We start from the raw sequence: 17590 nt of genomic DNA, 5'->3' as shown, positions 1-17590 counted from the left end.
TCAAGAAAAAATATTTTACACTATTGGGGATCTCTAAAAATCAGTTATATTTTTAATTTCGTAAAAAAACAAATTATGGCAGCCGGTTATAAGATAGAGGGCAACGAGAAACAGACCGAGTATCACATAATTCCATATATGCTGCACAGTACGGTAATAATATATCGGTGCAGTGCCGATCTCCGGCAGTGTGATAGGATCGACTGGGAGCTGATAATAGCGGGCAATGCTTTTTATATTGAGTAGATAAAATACCGGTGTACCGCTCTGCAAAAATTTTCCTACTAAGCCTGTTTTTATTGGGGTTGAAGCCGACAGCCGTACTGTTTCCGTTGTGATGCTGTCGTTATATTCGCCTACTGAAAGCAGATTTCCGCCGATATTGATGAAGGCTTTTATAGGAGTGTATGCAGTTGCCGTATAAAATGCGTAACGGTTTTCAATATTTTTTTCTAAATCCGTCCCATACAAGAACTGTAAGCCGTAACTGTTCAATCGTTTTTGTATGCGCCCGATAATCTCCGGTTCAAATTCCTGTCCCACATCTTTTACACCGCCGAGCGAATAGGCGATTGTTTTATGCGCTATAATCTTTTGCTCATAGAGGTACTGCTCCATATCAAGGTAGGTAAAATCTTCTCTATTGCCGCCGTACATTGATGAACCTATCGACGTTACCATAACGGGTTGTAATCCCATAGCATCTGTCGCTACAATAAAGGCGAGGTTAAGCGCCGGAAAAGAGCTGGAGCAATTAGCGGCAATAGTGTCACCCTTCTGCAAGCCGGCCTCTTGAAAGAGCTTTACGAGCAGCGCTGCAAAATCGGGATTAACAGTTGTCCGTTTGCTTTCCACATTACCGAGCGTTGTCGTAATACCGCTCCACTCCAAACCGATAAGCCCGCTATCCAGTCTATCAACCGTTGTATCTATTTCGATACCTCTTCGGCTCATCTCCTGCCGAACAGCTTGTTGCGCCTGCTTCATCTTTTTTGCTGCGGCTGTCATTTCAGAATATGCCGGATGCTTAACAGTGAGGCTGTGCGGTTTTACGTAATAGTAGAGCACTAAAAAAAGTGCTGCCAGAAGCACCAGTGCGCAATTTTTCGCAGTATAGGTCAAATGTAATTTCATAAGCCGATACCTACCGCAGCTACCAGCTCATACAATGCTTTTATCACAATAGCGACAATGATAAGCGCTGCAAGCGTGCGCACCGCACCGTTCCGATCTACTTCCTGCGCTAAAATACCGGGGATAATAGTTCCGATGCTGTGTACATTCAAAAAGTAAAGTTCATGGACATGGAGTAGATGGACATTGCCATACTGCAAAATCATTTTTATTAAAAAGCTCAGCATAATACAAACAGCAAATCGTCGTCGACCGTACAGAATAGTAGAGCGGGAAAGTATTTTTAAAACCGCAACGGTGAGCAAACTGATAAAGACCGTTATGATCAGTTTAAGAGGGGCATCCAAATACAGCGCAAAGTATGCCGGAACGATAAGTCCGCCGGGTGAAATTTCGGTGAGTTCGTAAAAAGCAATGCTGACAATAACCCCGAGTGTCAGTATCTCATGTATCATGGATGACCGTTCCTTTGCTTTCAAAATAGTCCACGAGCCGCTTTCCCGATTTGCAAATATTTCCTGCCGCAAATATCACGGCGTTGCAGTCTAGCGTATCAAAATAGGCTTCGTCTGTCAGCATAATTATTTTTGCACGGTCTACATGCTGCCGTATCAAATGTTTGTAAAACAATTCCTTATTTTCTCCGGAAATAAGAATGATGTCAAAGCGTTGTTGATGCGTTACCGTAAAATGTACGTATTGCTCCAGACGAGTTAGCCGGTCTGCTCTATTATTAATGAGTAAATACTTTTTATGCTGCCAATAGGATTGCGCCATACAATTATCCAATATGATGTTAGTTGAAACCGGGTCATTAGCCGCTAAGGTATTGATAAAAAAAAGCGTGTGGTCTTTTGCGTTGCAATACGATAGCACTTTTAAGCTACCCGGGTCCTTGTAATATGTTTTCATTGCAGTAAATGCTTTTGCGGTATCAACATGAAGGAATCGGCATATTGCAAGCGCCAAGGCAACGTTCTCAGGAAAATCGACTTCGCGGTAGTGCTCCAGCGGGGCATCACTCAAAACAGCCTGCGTATGCCGTGCCGCACACACCTTCTGAAAAAAAGGAAAGTAGGCAGCATCCGCAGTAAAGAATGCCGCCTCCGTAGGAATTGTGTTGGATAGTGCGTGTGCAATACTGTCGAGACTTTTCCCCATTTCATCCAAATGATCTTCCCGAACATTGGTGATAGCGGTAATGTCGGCAGTAAGGATGCGCTGTTCGCAGATACGTTGCAGCTCCGGTTTTACCGCCATACATTCTACGATTAGGATATCCGCTTTTTGCCGGGCAGCCCAGTGGACGGCTTTTATCTGTTCGCGGATATTGGCTTTCCCTTGCCGGTTAATTTCCTTCTCAATGCGATTCACATCGATAACCCGCGGCGATGTACCGGTCGTTTTTGTAAATACCCTATACCCTCCGGATCGCAAACCAGCATCAAGCAAACGGCAAACAGTTGACTTCCCGCGAGTACCGTTTATATGAATAACATATTGTATTTTTTTTCTATGATATTTGAGATACCGGTATTCAACGCAAAGATAGAGAATATAGAGTAATGATAATATGATGATAATCAAAAGCTATACCTCTATCCTTGCATAAAACAGCCGGTTATTCTTTTACTTCTTTTAAGTAAGCTCCTACGCCATTTTGCATGATATCTGCATACGAGGGAAGCCCTCCCAGAATGATCTCTTTTTCCGGCTCATTTTCTCCCATAACCTCAATGTGCTGAACGACACCGGTTAAGTGCCGCCCGACACGTTCCTCTATAGGGTGTCCGTTTTCATCATACGGAACAAACAGCCGACCGATTTTTTGTGCTTTTACATACATCGGGTCTTTGCCGGTAAGTACGAGATTTTCATCAGTTTTGCCCCGGAGCCGTCCCTGTGAAGCATTCGCTGTTTCCATGAGCGCCGCATACGTGTTGGTATAATCCCCCAACTCTCTATGCGTAAGCCCGTGCAGGGTTGCAGGGGAAGGTTCAAGCCCGATTTGAATATCTTCAAACTCCATATTCATAACAACCTGCGAAGAGATAGCCATTGCCCGCTCATGCGCAACAATTGCGTTAATAACCGGATATTCAGGCGATGCCTCGTGCAAGTCAATCGTCATATTGATGTCGTTTTTCTTTATCATTTCAGTGATGGCGAATGCGACTTTTTCCGTAAAGGTTCCGTCGGGTCTCCCCGGATATGCCCGGTTTAAATTGCGTGTTTCGTTCCCTGAAAGCTTTTGCCCTGATGCTGCATGGATATACACATCCGGATCCGGCCATTGATCCAGCGGGTTTGTCGCACGGGAACCAAACCGGAACCAGCGTTCACCGTAGGGGGTCTTAATGGTATACCGCTGCGGAGAGCCTTCCTGCGGGTCGTTATGAGAAAGCGCACTTGCGTTTGCCCGCGGGAGTATATACACGGTACCCTTATCTACTTTTAAGTTTTCGATAAGCAGTACGGTTGTTAAAAAACTGGATGGTTCGTTCGGGTGCGTATTCCCCAAAACCAGTACGCTGCCTCCGGGTTCCGCGCCCTGCAGCACATAGACATCGCTATCGCCTCGTGTTCCCTTTAACGCCGGAAGATAGTCGCTCAAGCGTTGCATGGAGGTAACGCCTTCACCTTTTACAATCGGTTCCAATTCCCGTGTTTTCAGAAATTCGCGCCCTGCAAAAAAAGCAATAACCAGCGCGAGGACGATCATAATAATACCGGTGGTTTTAGTTCCTTTCATCGTTTCCCCTCATTATTTTATAAATAAAATTCTCAGAATTAACGGAATAATGACAAGTGCAGCATTTAACTGCTTTGTTATACTTTTTTCCGTCAATATATTGGCAACCACCATTATCAAAACATATAACAGCAGAGCTAAATAGATATACATCATCATAGTTTTTTCCTTTAATAAATTAGTGCGCCCAATTCTTTTGAGAAGATAATCATCACAATAGAATAAATGATAATGACTAACGCAGGAATAAGCGACTTCTTTAACACCGGCGTGTAGTTCTTCATGCCGACAATTTGCGCGGCAAAAATACCGGCAAGCGCTGTCGGCGGCATTAAATCACCCAATGCTGCGATAAACGATATTGCAGATCCGGTAATGATTTGATTTTTTGCCAAGAATACCATGAGGAACGGAACACCCAACACAGAGGAGGCGCCAAATGAAGAAACGGCGCCGAACAAAGGTATCGTGATTGCCATTGCAATGTAGACCAGCGACGGTGGCAGACTGAGACTGTTTACTACAATGAAGCCTCGCACGCCGGTGAGGGTGATAGTTTGGATAAACATACCGACGCCCATCAATATGCCCATAACGGGTAAACTTTCGCTGATTGCATTTTTTGACACCGTAAAGAAATTGATTTTCTTACCGCAAAAGGCGCCGACAACTGCGCTGATCATAAAGATGAGCGGCATTCCCAGTCCAAAGACATTCGGTAGTACCTTATCCATAGTCATCAGGAACAATGCAAGAAGAATCGGAAGATACAATCTAAAGCCGTACTCGTTAATAGCAGAAAAATCTATCTTGTTTTTTATACCATCGTAGTCGATTTTTTTTACATGTTTTAAACCTAAGAACAAAACGGAAAAAATTGCAACCGGCACGGTTAAAAGCAGAAGGGGAATGGTAAAGCCGACATAAGGCATATCAATACCGCCGCCGATGATCATTGCAGGGATATTAATCGGAGGAGCAATCATACCGCATAAGCCGCCCAGTGCAATGATTGTAGCGGTTTCAACCATGGGAATGCCGATGTACATCAGGATCGGAGCCACAATACTTCCTGCGGTCAGTACCGAGGCGGTGGAAGAACCGGTTATCATACCGGGGAACATCGAAATAAACATAAGCAGGATTAAAAGTAGCCATGGTGTTTTATGAAAGCGTTTAATAATGGTAGCGCTGAGTGCATTTAGTGTACCGATTTCCTGAATAACCTTCATAAAGATCATAGCGGTTGCAATAACCAAAATCGTATCCAAGTAGCCGAACATTCCTTCAACCAAATGCCGGATTGGGATACCTTTACCGGCAATTAATGTACCCGTTATCGATGCGAGTACCATCGCTAAGCTTACCGGTAGTTTGAATGTGAAGCAGGAGATTGCAAAAACTGCAATCATTGCTAAAAATAATATCAATTCAATTGACATAGTATACCTCTATAGATCAATCGCATCAGAGTGTTTTTTTAATACCCCGCAGAATAAGGAAACTGTCCACCCAGAGTTTCGCTGCTGCGCAGCTCAAATGGGTGTCCAATCTCCTTATTCTGCGATTTTTATCTATTCGTCTGAAGCGATTGATCTCCTTCGAAACTAAGATGTGCGGAAATTTTGAAAAGAATTCCGTACAAAAAAGGCAACCGTTTGAACAATTTCTGATACGGTTGCCCTTTAGATATTACTGAAACAGCTTTTTTAAAGGTTCAACGGTATTCGTAATTTTAGGAACAGTCTCCAGCGAAATCTTTTTTTCGGCGGCTGTTTTAGTAAAAAGTCCGTCTTTATTTCCATCATTTACAACGATTAAATAATCGCAATAGGGAGCCGCTACTTTTACAAACTTGTCGGAAAGTTCTCCTCTCCGCGCTTCTCCGCCGATGTGTAGCCCAATAATTTTAATGCTTTTTGCTTTTGCTGCTTTAATCAGCTTTTCTGCACGGGCAAGCTCATCTTCCGCCTTTATTCCGGCTGCTCCCAATCCCTTAGAGCTGCCGCCGATTGCAAGGATCAGTGTTTTTTCGTCCTTTAAGCCGACATCGGTGATCAATGCATCAAACTTTGCTTCAATCCCTGCCTTTTTTAACAAGGCTTTTACCATCTGTACATCGGCGCTTTGTCCAATCGATGTCAGCGTTGCCGGTTTTTCAAATTGAGCCGCAAAAAGTGCTAATGCCGACAATAAAAATACTATCGTAATAACTAACTTCTTCATCTGTTTTATCTCCTCAGAATTGACCGATTATAAACCTAACGCTTTGCCGTCTCTTCTGGGATCGGCGCCGCCTTCAAGCGTTCCATTCGATTTATACAGTACGCCCTGCACAGAACCCATACCTCTATCCCATTCGGAAGTCTTGTTTACTTTGTGTCCCATTGCTTCAAGTTGCTTGATCGTTTCGTCGGAAATACGGGTTTCTACATTGATCTTGTTGGATGTATTGTCCCATAAGCGCGGGGTGTCGATTGCTTCCTGCATACCCATCTTGTGGTCGATTACTCTACTGATAACCTGCGATACCGTGCTGATAATTTTTGTCGCTCCCGGTGAACCCAATACCATAAAGGGCTTGCCGTCTTTTAACACGATAGTCGGAGACATGGAGCTCAGCGGTGTTTTGTTGGGCGCTACCGAATTGGGATGTCCTGCACCGAGTACAAAGTCATCCATTTCGTTATTCATCACAAAGCCATAGCCGTCTACTACCACACTGTTTCCGAACAGACCGTTGACGGTTTTGGTGATTGCAACCATGTTGCCCTCTTTATCAGCGATGGAATAGTGAGTAGTATCTTCGGATTCATAGAGCCACGGGTCATGGGCTTTGCTTTCGTGCGATACTTTGAGGTCTATATCCTTTGCAATTTCTTTTGCATATTTTTTAGATACAAAGCCCTTCATCGGAACCGGCGTATAGTCGCTGTCGCCCATGTACTTCGCTCTATCCGCATACGCAAGTTTATATGCTTCGGAGAATAAGTGCAGATATTCGGGTGAGTTCACTTTTAACGAGCCGACATCGAAGTTTTCCAAAATATTGAGAATTTCGATAACGATGGCGCCGCCTGAGCTGGGAGACGGTGAAGAAATAATTTCATAACCGCGGTAGGTTCCCTTTACCGGCTGTCGTATCAAGGGTTTGTAATTCGCCAAATCTTCCATTGTATACAGCCCGTCATACTTATTGAGCGTCTTTACAATAGCCTCAGCAACTTCGCCTTTGTAGAATCCGTCTTTTCCGTTCTTGATGATAATATCCAAGGTTTTTGCCATATCGGGGTTAGTAAAAAGATCGTCTACTTCGTAGGGCAGTCCTTCTTTGTTCAAAAAGACCTTTGCCGATTCAGGATATTTTTCCAATTTATCAAACTGAGACTTCATATCGTTTGATAAAGTTGGGGTTACATAGAATCCGTTTTTTGCAAGATTAGCAGCAGGACGAATAACCTGTTCCCGCGACATAGTTCCGTAGTTTTCCAGTGCATACAAAAGACCGGCAACTTCGCCCGGAACCGCAGCGGCTTTTCCGCCTTCCAATTTCTGATTACCTACAACCTTTCCGTCTTTACCCACCTTCCACATCTCGGGTGACGACTTTTGCGGAGCACGCTCTCTAAAGTCGATAAAAACAGTTTCTCCGGTTTTTGCGATTCTGATTAACATGAATCCGCCGCCGCCTAAACCTGAAGAGTTCGGTTCAACAACTCCCAGTGCAAAACCTGCTGCAACAGCAGCATCGATCGCGTTGCCGCCTTTTCTTAAAATTTCCGCCCCTATCCTGCTTGCTTCAACTTTACTGGTAGACACAACACCGATTTTACCGGTCGCATTTCTATCGGTTCTAATCATCTCACCGTTTTTATCATACGGCTTCCAATTCTCTGCAGACTGAGCAGATTCTCCTTGCGGCGTACTGGTACATGACACCAGCATCATCGCAGCCAAAGTCGATGCGCATGTGAATAATCGTAAAAATTTCAGTTGTTTCATTGCGGATCCTCCTAAAACGTTATTTTTCGGCAAAAGCCAATTTACATTATGATAAAGACTCTTATTTTGTCAAGGTAAAGTATAAATTGTATACGGAAATGTAAATTGCAAGAGGTATTGCCCAAAAAGGATTTTTATATAACATTGCAGGAAATAATGGATACACTAGATAGCTACGATGAACAGAGCATCCCCACTGAAAAAAGCGGCTTCACCGTGATTCTCGATAACAGCAATACGGGGCAAGCACAGTACCAAGATGCACCGCTTTTTGCCGGTCAAACGCTTGCAATAAGAACACCGAATGATGATACAACGGTACGGCAAAACATAACGACGGAGAATAGCGCTGTCTCTCGGCAAAAAAACAGCACCGGATAAAATTTCAAAAAGAGCAGCGTCAAGGTCGAAAAAGTATGTTCCGGAGCAAATTCGTAGAATGAAGAATCTCTATCAATATGGGGACGGTTCTTTTAGACAGCAGTGCAAAAACTTCTATGTGCAAGGAAAATTCATGGAGAACTATGAAGATAATGCTCCTTGGACTGGAGAAATATACGAGTATTGGCCATCCTACCATAATTTATCATTAGCTCAGCTACGCGGGTATTTTACATGGCGAACTGAATTGCGGAAGGGAAACTATCAGAAAAATTGCGACGCCTTTGTTTTGATGTACCTATCTGAGCTGTTTAATGGAATAGGAGCGGTATCCGCGGAAGAAAGCTTCCACAAAATACAAGAGTTTAAAGAAAGCTATATCGATTCAGGATTAAGCACCGGATATATACGGTATAATATTCAGCAGTGGATGTTTGACTTTGCTGTGGTAAACGGACTGGATACTGAAATAGCATACCGATATGCTGCCCGTCAAATGTTGGAACGAGATTCCAATATTGAAATTCTACGTAATCCGGAAAAATACAGCGATAAGGAGATATTTAACGCACTCTGCCTGTTCAGCGGGAGAACCCCCGATTCATCGATTGTAATACAAAAGGATAAAGAAACAGGAATCTACCTTTTTGCAGCAGTGTGGAGGCTCGCATCGGCACAATATCGTCAGGGTGAAAAGGATCTTTTTGAACTCTGCTTTGGGATACAGTATTCACGGTACTGGAATCCGCTCAACAATACGCTCTATTACAGAAGAGGAAAACGGGAGACTGTAATTTATGAATTGAACTCATGCCGGAAGTACAGCTTTCAAAACAATATATGGCATGAATATGGCTATCACAAATGGTATGACGGACAACAGCACATAACGGAACTTTTACATGAAGCTGATCGGCGCTTCCGTTTGTATTTAAAAACAGGACGCCCGCTTAAAGAGAGGAAAGAGGAAGCGTGGGCGATACCTTATATAGAGGCGGTTATCGCAGCGGATGCACAGGCAAAACTCGAGGCGGCGCGTCCTAAGATCTCGATTGACTTTTCAGGCCTGGATAAAATCAGAAAGGATGCGCTTGAAACTCAAGACAGCCTGTTAACCGAGGAAGAGACGATGGGCTCGCCGGAGGCTGCGTCCAAACAGACGGAAAACTCAAAGCACACCGGTACTCCCGAATATGACGGAGATGCTATACCGGACGCTGCATCTATACCGATTCCCGCGGCCGTTCCATCGACCGCATCTATGCCGTCCGCAGCAGTGCCGTCGGATTCAGCATTCGTACAATCCGTTCCGTCCGGAGTGTCCGTTCCGTTAGATGGTTTGTTAGACGGTATGCAGATACAGCTGTTGCAGATGCTGCTCCGCGGGGAGCCGGTACAGGAATTGATTACCGCACAGCATGGAATGCCGAGCGTTATCGCCGATGCTATCAACGAGGCCTTGTTTGATCTTATCGGCGATACGGTCGTGGAATGCGACGGAGAAACGATTACCCTTGTGGAAGATTATCGGGGAGATGTAGCTAGTGCGATAGGGGAGGACTACCCTAATTACTGTATTGACAATAGTCTCTATAAAGTGTAGCCTTTGATAAGGTTTTATAATGTTTTGAGAGGTGAGACCATGTCTGATAATGATAATGTGAAGTATTCGGAATTCTTAACAACAAAAGAAGCTGCAAAATATTTAAATATGTCTCCCACAACATTAAGAAATTGGGACAAAACAGGAAAATTAAAAGCTGTCAGAAATCCATATAATAATTATCGCCGGTACAAGGTCGAAGATCTTAATAATGTTCTTTTGGAATTAAATGAACCAAGAGCAGAATATAAAACGAGAAATCTTTTTACAAGGGACATATCTGAATTAAAAGACAAAGTATTACAAGGTGACTGTCTTGACTTAATGCGATATATTCCGGATAAATCAATTGACATGATATTATGTGATTTACCGTATGGAACAACACAAAATAAATGGGACTCTGTTATTGATTTAAAAAAATTGTGGGCTGAATATACGCGCATTATAAAAGACAATGGGGCTATAGTATTAACAGCACAAGGATTGTTCACCGCAAAATTAATTTTAAGTAATGAGAGTTGGTTCAAATATACTATTGTTTGGATTAAATCAAAATCAACAAACTTTTTAAATGCAAAAAAACAACCGCTTAGAAAACATGAAGATATTTGTGTGTTTTATAAAAAACAACCGACATATAATCCTCAAATGATAAAAGGTGAAAGTTACGATAAAGGTATTCGTAAAAACCAATGTACAGGTAGTTACGGTGATTTTAAACCGAGACATGTTCAAAGTAACGGTATGCGCTATCCGAACGATGTTGTCTTTTATGATGATACATCAGACCGTGAAGATTTTGTTTACTTTAAAACAGCTGAAGCCGAAGGTGCTGTATATCATCCGACTCAAAAACCCATTTCTTTAGGCCGTTATTTAATTCGTACCTACAGTAATCCCGGCGATATTATTTTAGATAATGCATGCGGTAGCGGCAGCTTCCTTGTTGCTGCAGCAATGGAAAATCGGCATTTTATAGGAATTGAGAAAAACGAAAATGCCCTTTTGCACAAAGTACAAGCTATTGATTACATAGAAGTATGCAATAAAAGATTAGCAAAAGTTTTCAAAAATAAAGATTTCGATGAAGAATCCAATTTAATGGTAGCATTACAATAAAATGGCCGGTACATCAGTAAAAAGAAATGAACGAGACTGGGCAGGACAATTAATTAGTTGGTTAAAATCTGCAATAGAAAAGAAAGTTACTATCTTCCAAGATGCAACCAATGATACCGGCATTAAAATGGAATCAGGAAAGACCAAATTTCCGGATATATTGCTATTTACCGACAAAATTTCCGGTGTCATTTTTAATGGGTGGGAGTTAAAATTTCCTGACACTCCTGTTGATGATTATGAAATGCTTAATAATGCATTAGAAAAAGCAAAAAAAATAAGAGCAGAATCTTTTGTTACATGGAATGGAATGCAAGCTGTAATATGGGGAATAAATACAGCTGAATACACAATTGATACTCTTGTAAGAATAAAAGAATATCCCAAGGAAGCAACGATTTCAAGTCGCGAAGATTTATCAGACCCTATTAATTTTGTTAAAAATGAGCCGTTATTGAAACAACGAGCTTATAATATTTTGCATGATTTAGAACATCTTTATACAGAAGGAAAATTAAAACCGGCAATAAACATCACAAGAAATATCGTTAAAGCAATCCAGGATACGGCTAGCATCATAATTCCGCAATTTCAGTCGAGTATTGAAAATGAAAAAAATATAAATACCTTATTTCGATCAAATTTTAATAAATGGAAAATATATGAAAGTTCTACATTAAAAATACTATCATCTTCATCAAAAAGGGCTGAACATATTGTTCCTGAACAAGTACTCGCAAAGTTTACTTTTTATAACTTGGTAGGAAAAATTCTATTTTATCTTACATTATGTGAAAATTTAAGCGGAGAGCTTCAAAGGGTAAAAATTGAAAAAACACATAATTTAAAATTAATCCTTAATAGTTATTTTGAAAGAGCACAAAAAATAGATTACCAAGCAATATTTCAACCTTATTTTACTGATTTTATAGAATATTCTGATATAACTGAAAAAGCCTTATTTGGCTTAATTTCGGTATTAACAGAATTTGATTTTAAAATCTTACCGACAGAAGTAATTGGAAATATCCTTGAAAACTTAGTGCCTAAAAATGAAAAACAAAAGTTTGGACAATATTTTACACCGGAAATTTTAGCACATTTAGTTTCGTTCCCTACTGTAAAAACAAATTCAGCTTTTTTGTTTGATCCTACTTGTGGGACAGGCAGTCTTTTAAATTCTTTTTATAAAATTTTAAATTTTTACGGCATTGATAATCATTCGATTTTATTAAGTCATATTTGGGGGAATGATATATCTCATTTTCCGGCGATTCTATCAGTTATAAATCTATATAAACAAGATGTAACAAAAACTGATAATTTCCCAAGAATAATAAGAAATGATTATTTTAATTTAGAAGTCGGAAAAGAAATTATTTTTCCTGATTCACAGAATTATATCGAACATATTTCCGTTAAAATACCTCTCTTTGATGGAATAGCAAGCAATTTTCCCTTTATTCAACAAGAAGACATCCCTAATGAAATTTTAACGAAGCACTTTAGAAAACTTTTTCAAGAAAAGCAACAAGCTTTCTTTAAAAATGGAGCATTTAAAATAAATGAGCGATCAGACTATTTTACTTATTGTATATATAATTCGATCACTTTCTTAAAAGATGGCGGTATCCTTTCGGCAATTACCTCAAACGCATGGCTAGGAAAAGAATATGGATTTCAATTTAAAAAGTTTTTATTAGATAATTTTCATATAAAATATATTATACAGAGTAAAGCTGAACATTGGTTTACTGATTCACAGGTAGCCACAATATATTTTGTTTTGGAAAAAGTTGTAAATGATGAGTCTACAAAATTTGTAACAATAAACTTTAAACTCTCTGAATTCTTTAATAAAAAAAGTACACAAGAGCAAATTCAAAAAATTGAAGATTTCTATGCAGATATTGATACTTGTAATGACAGTAAAAATATCAAGTGGAAACAAAACGAATTCTTTTCAGATTTATATGTTAACAAAACTGATAATTTTTCTGTCAGTATTATTTCAAAAAAGACTCTTGTCGATTCTATTGACAAACAAACAAACTGGTCCGAATTTTTTATTTCATCCAATCTTTTCCATCCCTTTGATAAATATTTGGTTAAATACTTTCCAAGTATCTTTGAAGTTATTAGAGGAGAACGAACCGGTTGGAATAAAATGTTTATAATAGAAGAAAAAAAGAAAATAGAAATAAAAATTGAATCCCGATTTTTAATCCCAATGATAAAGTCTCCGACAGAATTGTCTTCTATGCTTTTCCAAAATATTTTTTCGAATTATCTCTTTGTCTGCAATGAAGATTATAAGAATTTAAAAGAAGGCACAAAAAAATGGATTGATAAATTTAAAGATAGGCCTAACAAAAATGAAAGCAAAACTATTTCTGAAGCAAATGCAGGTCATAAGCCTTATTGGTATTCCTTACAGCCAAAAACTGCTAATGTTATAACAGCTATTAATCCGTATCAACGATTTTTCTTCACCTATTCTAAAGTACCGTTTGTTATCGACCAACGATTGATAGCAATGAGAACGAATGATATATTTGCTACCGAATTAATTACAGCTTTACTGAATTCTGCAATAACTTATTTAACTCTAGAAATGAGAGGAACCTCCCGTAATTTAGGTGCTTTGGATTTAAATGCAACATATCTAAAAAATCTTCGTGCATTAAATCCTGAATTATTAGATGAAAAACAAAAAACAGAAATTATAAATGCTTTTAAAGCTATAGAAAAAAGAGAGGTTGGAACAATCTTTGAAGAAATAAAAAAAGAAGATAGGATTCATTTTGATAAAATTATATTACAATCCTTTGGAATTAATACAAATATACTTGAAATGGTTTATTCATTGTTAATAGAATCTGTTCGCAATAGAATCAATATGAAAGATAGATAAAAGATACTTGAAAAAGGAAACAACATGAACGAAGCAGAAAGAAAAGTTCCTAAGCGGATTGCGCAGACAGTATTACATTCTTTAAAAGGCGGTGTTGTGCCCCGTATCGGGCTGCCCTATATTACCGTCGGAAGGAAAAATGAAATTCAAGCCTTGCTGCATGATGTTGATATTATCTCCGAAGGCGGCGCTTCGTTCCGGTTTATTGTCGGACGGTATGGAGCGGGAAAGAGTTTTTTACTGCAAGCTATCCGAAATTATGTGATGGATCGCGGGTTCATTGTTGCGGATGCAGACCTGTCCCCGGAGCGGAGACTGCAAGGAACGCGGGGGCAGGGGCTGGCAACTTATCGCGAGCTGATCGGGAATCTTTCCACAAAGACAAAACCGGAGGGCGGTGCACTCACGCTGATATTGGAGCGGTGGATCAGCACCGTGCAAAATGAAGCTTTGCAAGAAAGCGGGCTGCAACCCGGAGACCCGGCGCTGACTGCGCGTGTCGATCAAAAGATTTATGCCGTAACCGCTTCGGTGAGCGAGCTGGTACACGGTTTTGAGTTTGCGCAATTACTTTCAGCCTATTATCATGCCTACCTCAAGAGCGATGATGAAACGAAAGCAAAAGTAGTGCGGTGGTTCCGGGGTGAATATGCCCTCAAGCGCGAAGCAAAGGAAGAACTCGGTGTCAATATCATTATCACAGATGATGACTGGTACGAGTATCTCAAGCTCTTTGCAACATTTTTTCGGCTGGCGGGCTACTCCGGCATGATGATTATGATCGACGAACTCGTCAATATTTATAAAGTTCCCAACTCAATCACGCGCCAGTACAATTACGAAAAACTCCTCACCATGTACAACGACACCTTACAAGGAAAGGCAAAATACCTCGGTATTATCATGGGGGCAACACCGCAGGCAATAGAGGATAAGCGGCGCGGTGTGTACAGCTACGAGGCACTCCGCTCCCGGCTTGCAGAGGGGAAGTTTTCCAAGCCCGGTGCACGGGACTTACTTGCGCCGGTAATCAGACTTGACCCGATTACTGCGGAAGAAATGCTGATCCTCTGTGAAAAACTCGCCGCGATGCACGCCGGACTCTATGGCTATGAACAGAAAATCACCACGAACGATTTGGCTGGGTTTATCAAAATTGAATATGAGCGGATCGGTGCCGATGTACATATCACCCCGCGCGAAGTAATCCGGGATTTTATCGAGCTGCTGGATATTTTGTACCAAAATCCGGGAATGAGCATTATCGAGTTACTAAACTCCGATACATTTTCGTATGCAAAGTCTGATGCGGTATCGGACACCACCGATGAAAACTATGCCGAGTTTACGATTTAAGGTGAACTACATAATTCCTTTTTCATGTATACTCTTGCTTGACAACCGGTCTATACATTGTATACACTGACTATGCGGAGGTACTGGTATGCAGGCTGTAGTTCAGAAATGGGGTAATAGTTTAGGTTTGAGAATCCCTTCGTTTTGGGCAAAAGATAATGATATAAAAAACGGCAGTACCGTTGAAGTGATTATGGAAAAGGAAAAGATCATTATTCTTCCTCAAAAAAAATCTCTTGATGCTATGCTTGCGCTAGTAAATGAAGAGAATATACATTCGGAAATTTCTACAGGATATGCAGCTGGAAAAGAAGCATGGTAAATTCAAATTATGTCCCTGAAAAAGGCGATCTAGTCTGGCTCGATTTTGATCCGCAGATAGGGCATGAGCAAAAAGGCCGACGCCCTGCAATTTGTATTTCTCATAAACAATATAATCAAAAAATCGGACTTGCTTTGATCTGTCCGATTACAAGCCATATAAAAGGGTACCCTTTTGAAATTGTGCTGAATGGGCATTCAATCAGCGGATGTATATTGAGTGATCAAATAAAAAGTCTTGACTGGAAACAACGAAACTGTCATTTCATAGAAAAAGCAGCCGCTGAAGAAATTGATTCTGTCGTTCAAAACATACAGTTGATGATCGAATAAAATAATGCTCGTATGTTCTTTTAGTGAGTAAAAGAATAGTGCCTGCTCTTTTTGCACACGGCACTCATATCAATTTTGGGCATCAAACTTTTAAGTTTTACAGATACAATTCAATTAAGTTGATAATCGTCTTTTTAGCTTCATCCTTCGACAGAATAGCGTTCTGTGGAAATAAAATAGACGGATCGATTTTCATTGCGGTACATAATTTTAGCAGTGTATTTAAAGTCGGAGTCCGTTTTCCCGTTTCGATGTAGGTAATCATATTCTGCGAGACTCCCGATTCATACGCAAGCGTCATCTGCGAATAGCCGAGACGCTCTCGTTCCTGTCTGAGGCGCCGACAGACATATAATTCCAATTCTTGTACATCCATTATTTAATTCTTTATGAAATATTGTATGCAGTCAAATAAATCAAGTATTGACAATACCTAATATAGTATGTAAAATTATTACAACATATACTTAATGAAAAGGAGTTTTTATGAAAAATTTATTGCGTATTCGTATTGCGTCAAGCATTACTATGCTGTGCTGTATTTTAGCTTTTACAGCGTGTTACCAACCTGTAAAGCAAAATAGCCCGCAAAGTACTCAACAGCAAAACGGCGGTAACAACGGTGGACAGCAAAACGGCGGCGGCAACGGCGGTAACAACGGTGGACAGCAAAACGGTGGTGAAGATAGTAGTTCTCCTACATATACGGTTTACTTAAGAAATGCCAGTACTAATTCTGCTATAACTTTTTGGTATGTAAAAGAGATTGATAATGAGGATGTTACATCATATTATTCTTATGTACGTATCAATCCAGGAGAAAGAGGATATATAGCAAATATACCAGGTAATAAGAAATACAAGGTTAATTCAAAAGTTGAGAGCTTGTCTGATCCATCTGAATGGACAGCTAAAGCGTTTGATGAATTGTATTTAGATGAAGATAAATACCTTGTAGTATATTAATACATGCCCATGGATAAGTTGATCGAAAATCAATTGATAGGAGATTTTAAATGAGAAGAAAAATCTTAGTTATAATGTTAGTATGTATGGCATTGTTAGTTGGATTTGCAAGTTGCGGAGTAAGAGAAGTAACTTGTACGCAATGTCAGGGAACCGGAAAATGTAACTTCTATCCGGCACTACGCATTCTATGATCTTGGCATAACAGATTCCATTGTACTTCTTATGGCAAAAGAATGCGATCTCCTTATTTCCGGGGACAGTAAACTTTGCGATTATGCTCGCTCCTTAGAACTACCCCTTATAGATTTTAAAGGAATGGTCAATGATCTTAGTTATAGATAGTATATGAAAGTCCCCGAATAGAGATATACCTATTCCTTCAGCTTTTCAATCTCTTCAAAAAGTTTATACACATTACAAAATGACGCGAAGGAATCTTCATCCTGCTTATTTCTTTCTTCCAATTTCAAAACCGTTGTATTACTTTGTCCATGCCGCTTTAGTTCCGGCGCAATACAAATCGGACCCATCGTCATAATCGGAAGATCGCGTCCGTCATCAGTTTTAATCAACAACCCCGACGCGAGCATCGGGGTATTAAACCCTCGCACGAATAACCGGTAGTACAAACTCAACAAAACTTCCGGTATGATATCTCTAAATTTAAAAAATATTGACATCATCAATAAATATACCTACAATA

At 40.2% G+C, this 17590-nt stretch carries 17 protein-coding genes; 8 read left to right on the top strand and 9 right to left on the bottom strand.

What is annotated here, in order from left to right; translation table 11 throughout:
• Positions 1-33: 33 nt before the first annotated feature.
• The 7 genes from pgsW to ggt all read right to left on the bottom strand — a co-directional run bounded on the left by pgsW (position 34) and on the right by ggt (position 7888).
• Positions 34-1134, bottom strand: coding sequence for a poly-gamma-glutamate system protein (pgsW, locus tag GWP40_RS10090; protein ID WP_212565235.1), 1101 nt, complete (start codon positions 1132-1134; stop codon positions 34-36).
• The gene (gene pgsC, locus GWP40_RS10085; RefSeq protein ID WP_212565234.1) at positions 1131-1589 is read right to left on the bottom strand and encodes a poly-gamma-glutamate biosynthesis protein PgsC; all 459 of its coding nucleotides are present in this window, start codon (positions 1587-1589) and stop codon (positions 1131-1133) included. The genes pgsW and pgsC overlap by 4 nt, the downstream gene beginning before the upstream one ends.
• Positions 1579-2721 (bottom strand): poly-gamma-glutamate synthase PgsB, encoded by a 1143-nt coding sequence (gene pgsB, locus GWP40_RS10080; protein WP_212565233.1) that lies wholly within the window; start codon positions 2719-2721, stop codon positions 1579-1581. Before pgsB ends, pgsC begins: the two co-directional genes overlap by 11 nt.
• Positions 2722-2755: 34 nt before the next feature.
• The gene (locus GWP40_RS10075) at positions 2756-3886 is read right to left on the bottom strand and encodes a M14 family metallopeptidase (RefSeq protein ID WP_212565232.1); all 1131 of its coding nucleotides are present in this window, start codon (positions 3884-3886) and stop codon (positions 2756-2758) included.
• Positions 3887-4056: 170 nt separating this feature from the next.
• A complete protein-coding gene (locus GWP40_RS10070; RefSeq protein WP_212565231.1) occupies positions 4057-5328 on the bottom strand; it encodes a Na+/H+ antiporter NhaC family protein in 1272 nt (423 codons plus the stop codon).
• Positions 5329-5578: 250 nt separating this feature from the next.
• Positions 5579-6112 carry a DUF6305 family protein gene (locus GWP40_RS10065; protein WP_212565230.1) on the bottom strand — a complete coding sequence of 178 codons (534 nt, stop codon included), beginning with the start codon at positions 6110-6112 and terminating at the stop codon, positions 5579-5581.
• A 27-nt stretch (positions 6113-6139) separates the two neighbouring features.
• On the bottom strand, positions 6140-7888 hold the full coding sequence (gene ggt / locus GWP40_RS10060) for a gamma-glutamyltransferase (RefSeq protein ID WP_212565229.1): 1749 nt from the start codon (positions 7886-7888) through the stop codon (positions 6140-6142).
• A gap of 156 nt (positions 7889-8044) precedes the next feature.
• Here ggt and GWP40_RS10055 point away from each other — a divergent pair, with 156 nt between their 5' ends.
• The 7 genes from GWP40_RS10055 (at position 8045) to mazF (ending at position 15918) form a co-directional block, all read left to right on the top strand.
• Positions 8045-8269 (top strand): hypothetical protein, encoded by a 225-nt coding sequence (locus tag GWP40_RS10055; RefSeq protein WP_212565228.1) that lies wholly within the window; start codon positions 8045-8047, stop codon positions 8267-8269.
• Positions 8270-8327: 58 nt separating this feature from the next.
• The gene (locus GWP40_RS10050) at positions 8328-9872 is read left to right on the top strand and encodes a TerB N-terminal domain-containing protein (protein WP_212565227.1); all 1545 of its coding nucleotides are present in this window, start codon (positions 8328-8330) and stop codon (positions 9870-9872) included.
• Between the two features lie 39 nt (positions 9873-9911).
• Entirely contained in the window at positions 9912-10994 is a 1083-nt protein-coding gene (locus tag GWP40_RS10045; protein WP_212565226.1) for a DNA methyltransferase, read from the top strand.
• Between the two features lies 1 nt (position 10995).
• Positions 10996-13908 carry an N-6 DNA methylase gene (locus GWP40_RS10040; RefSeq protein ID WP_212565225.1) on the top strand — a complete coding sequence of 971 codons (2913 nt, stop codon included), beginning with the start codon at positions 10996-10998 and terminating at the stop codon, positions 13906-13908.
• A 24-nt stretch (positions 13909-13932) separates the two neighbouring features.
• Positions 13933-15264, top strand: a complete 1332-nt coding sequence (locus GWP40_RS10035) for an ATP-binding protein (RefSeq protein WP_212565224.1) — start codon at positions 13933-13935, stop codon at positions 15262-15264.
• Positions 15265-15352: 88 nt separating this feature from the next.
• Positions 15353-15586 carry an AbrB/MazE/SpoVT family DNA-binding domain-containing protein gene (locus tag GWP40_RS10030; RefSeq protein WP_212565223.1) on the top strand — a complete coding sequence of 78 codons (234 nt, stop codon included), beginning with the start codon at positions 15353-15355 and terminating at the stop codon, positions 15584-15586.
• Positions 15580-15918 carry an endoribonuclease MazF gene (mazF, locus tag GWP40_RS10025; protein ID WP_212565222.1) on the top strand — a complete coding sequence of 113 codons (339 nt, stop codon included), beginning with the start codon at positions 15580-15582 and terminating at the stop codon, positions 15916-15918. Before GWP40_RS10030 ends, mazF begins: the two co-directional genes overlap by 7 nt.
• Positions 15919-16015: 97 nt before the next feature.
• On the opposite strand, the gene GWP40_RS10020 is transcribed toward mazF, so the two are convergent.
• Complete coding sequence (locus GWP40_RS10020) at positions 16016-16294, bottom strand: helix-turn-helix domain-containing protein (protein WP_212565221.1); 279 nt, start codon at positions 16292-16294, stop codon at positions 16016-16018.
• 110 nt (positions 16295-16404) lie between these two features.
• Here GWP40_RS10020 and GWP40_RS10015 point away from each other — a divergent pair, with 110 nt between their 5' ends.
• Positions 16405-16884 carry a hypothetical protein gene (locus GWP40_RS10015; protein ID WP_212565220.1) on the top strand — a complete coding sequence of 160 codons (480 nt, stop codon included), beginning with the start codon at positions 16405-16407 and terminating at the stop codon, positions 16882-16884.
• A gap of 374 nt (positions 16885-17258) precedes the next feature.
• Here the strand turns inward: GWP40_RS10015 and GWP40_RS10010 are convergent, their stop codons facing one another.
• Positions 17259-17570 carry a hypothetical protein gene (locus GWP40_RS10010; RefSeq protein WP_212565219.1) on the bottom strand — a complete coding sequence of 104 codons (312 nt, stop codon included), beginning with the start codon at positions 17568-17570 and terminating at the stop codon, positions 17259-17261.
• Between the last annotated feature and the right edge of the window lie 20 nt (positions 17571-17590).

The sequence above is a fragment of the Treponema vincentii genome (assembly GCF_018336815.1).
Classification (GTDB): domain Bacteria; phylum Spirochaetota; class Spirochaetia; order Treponematales; family Treponemataceae; genus Treponema.
This window is presented reverse-complemented; position numbering and strand designations above follow the sequence as displayed.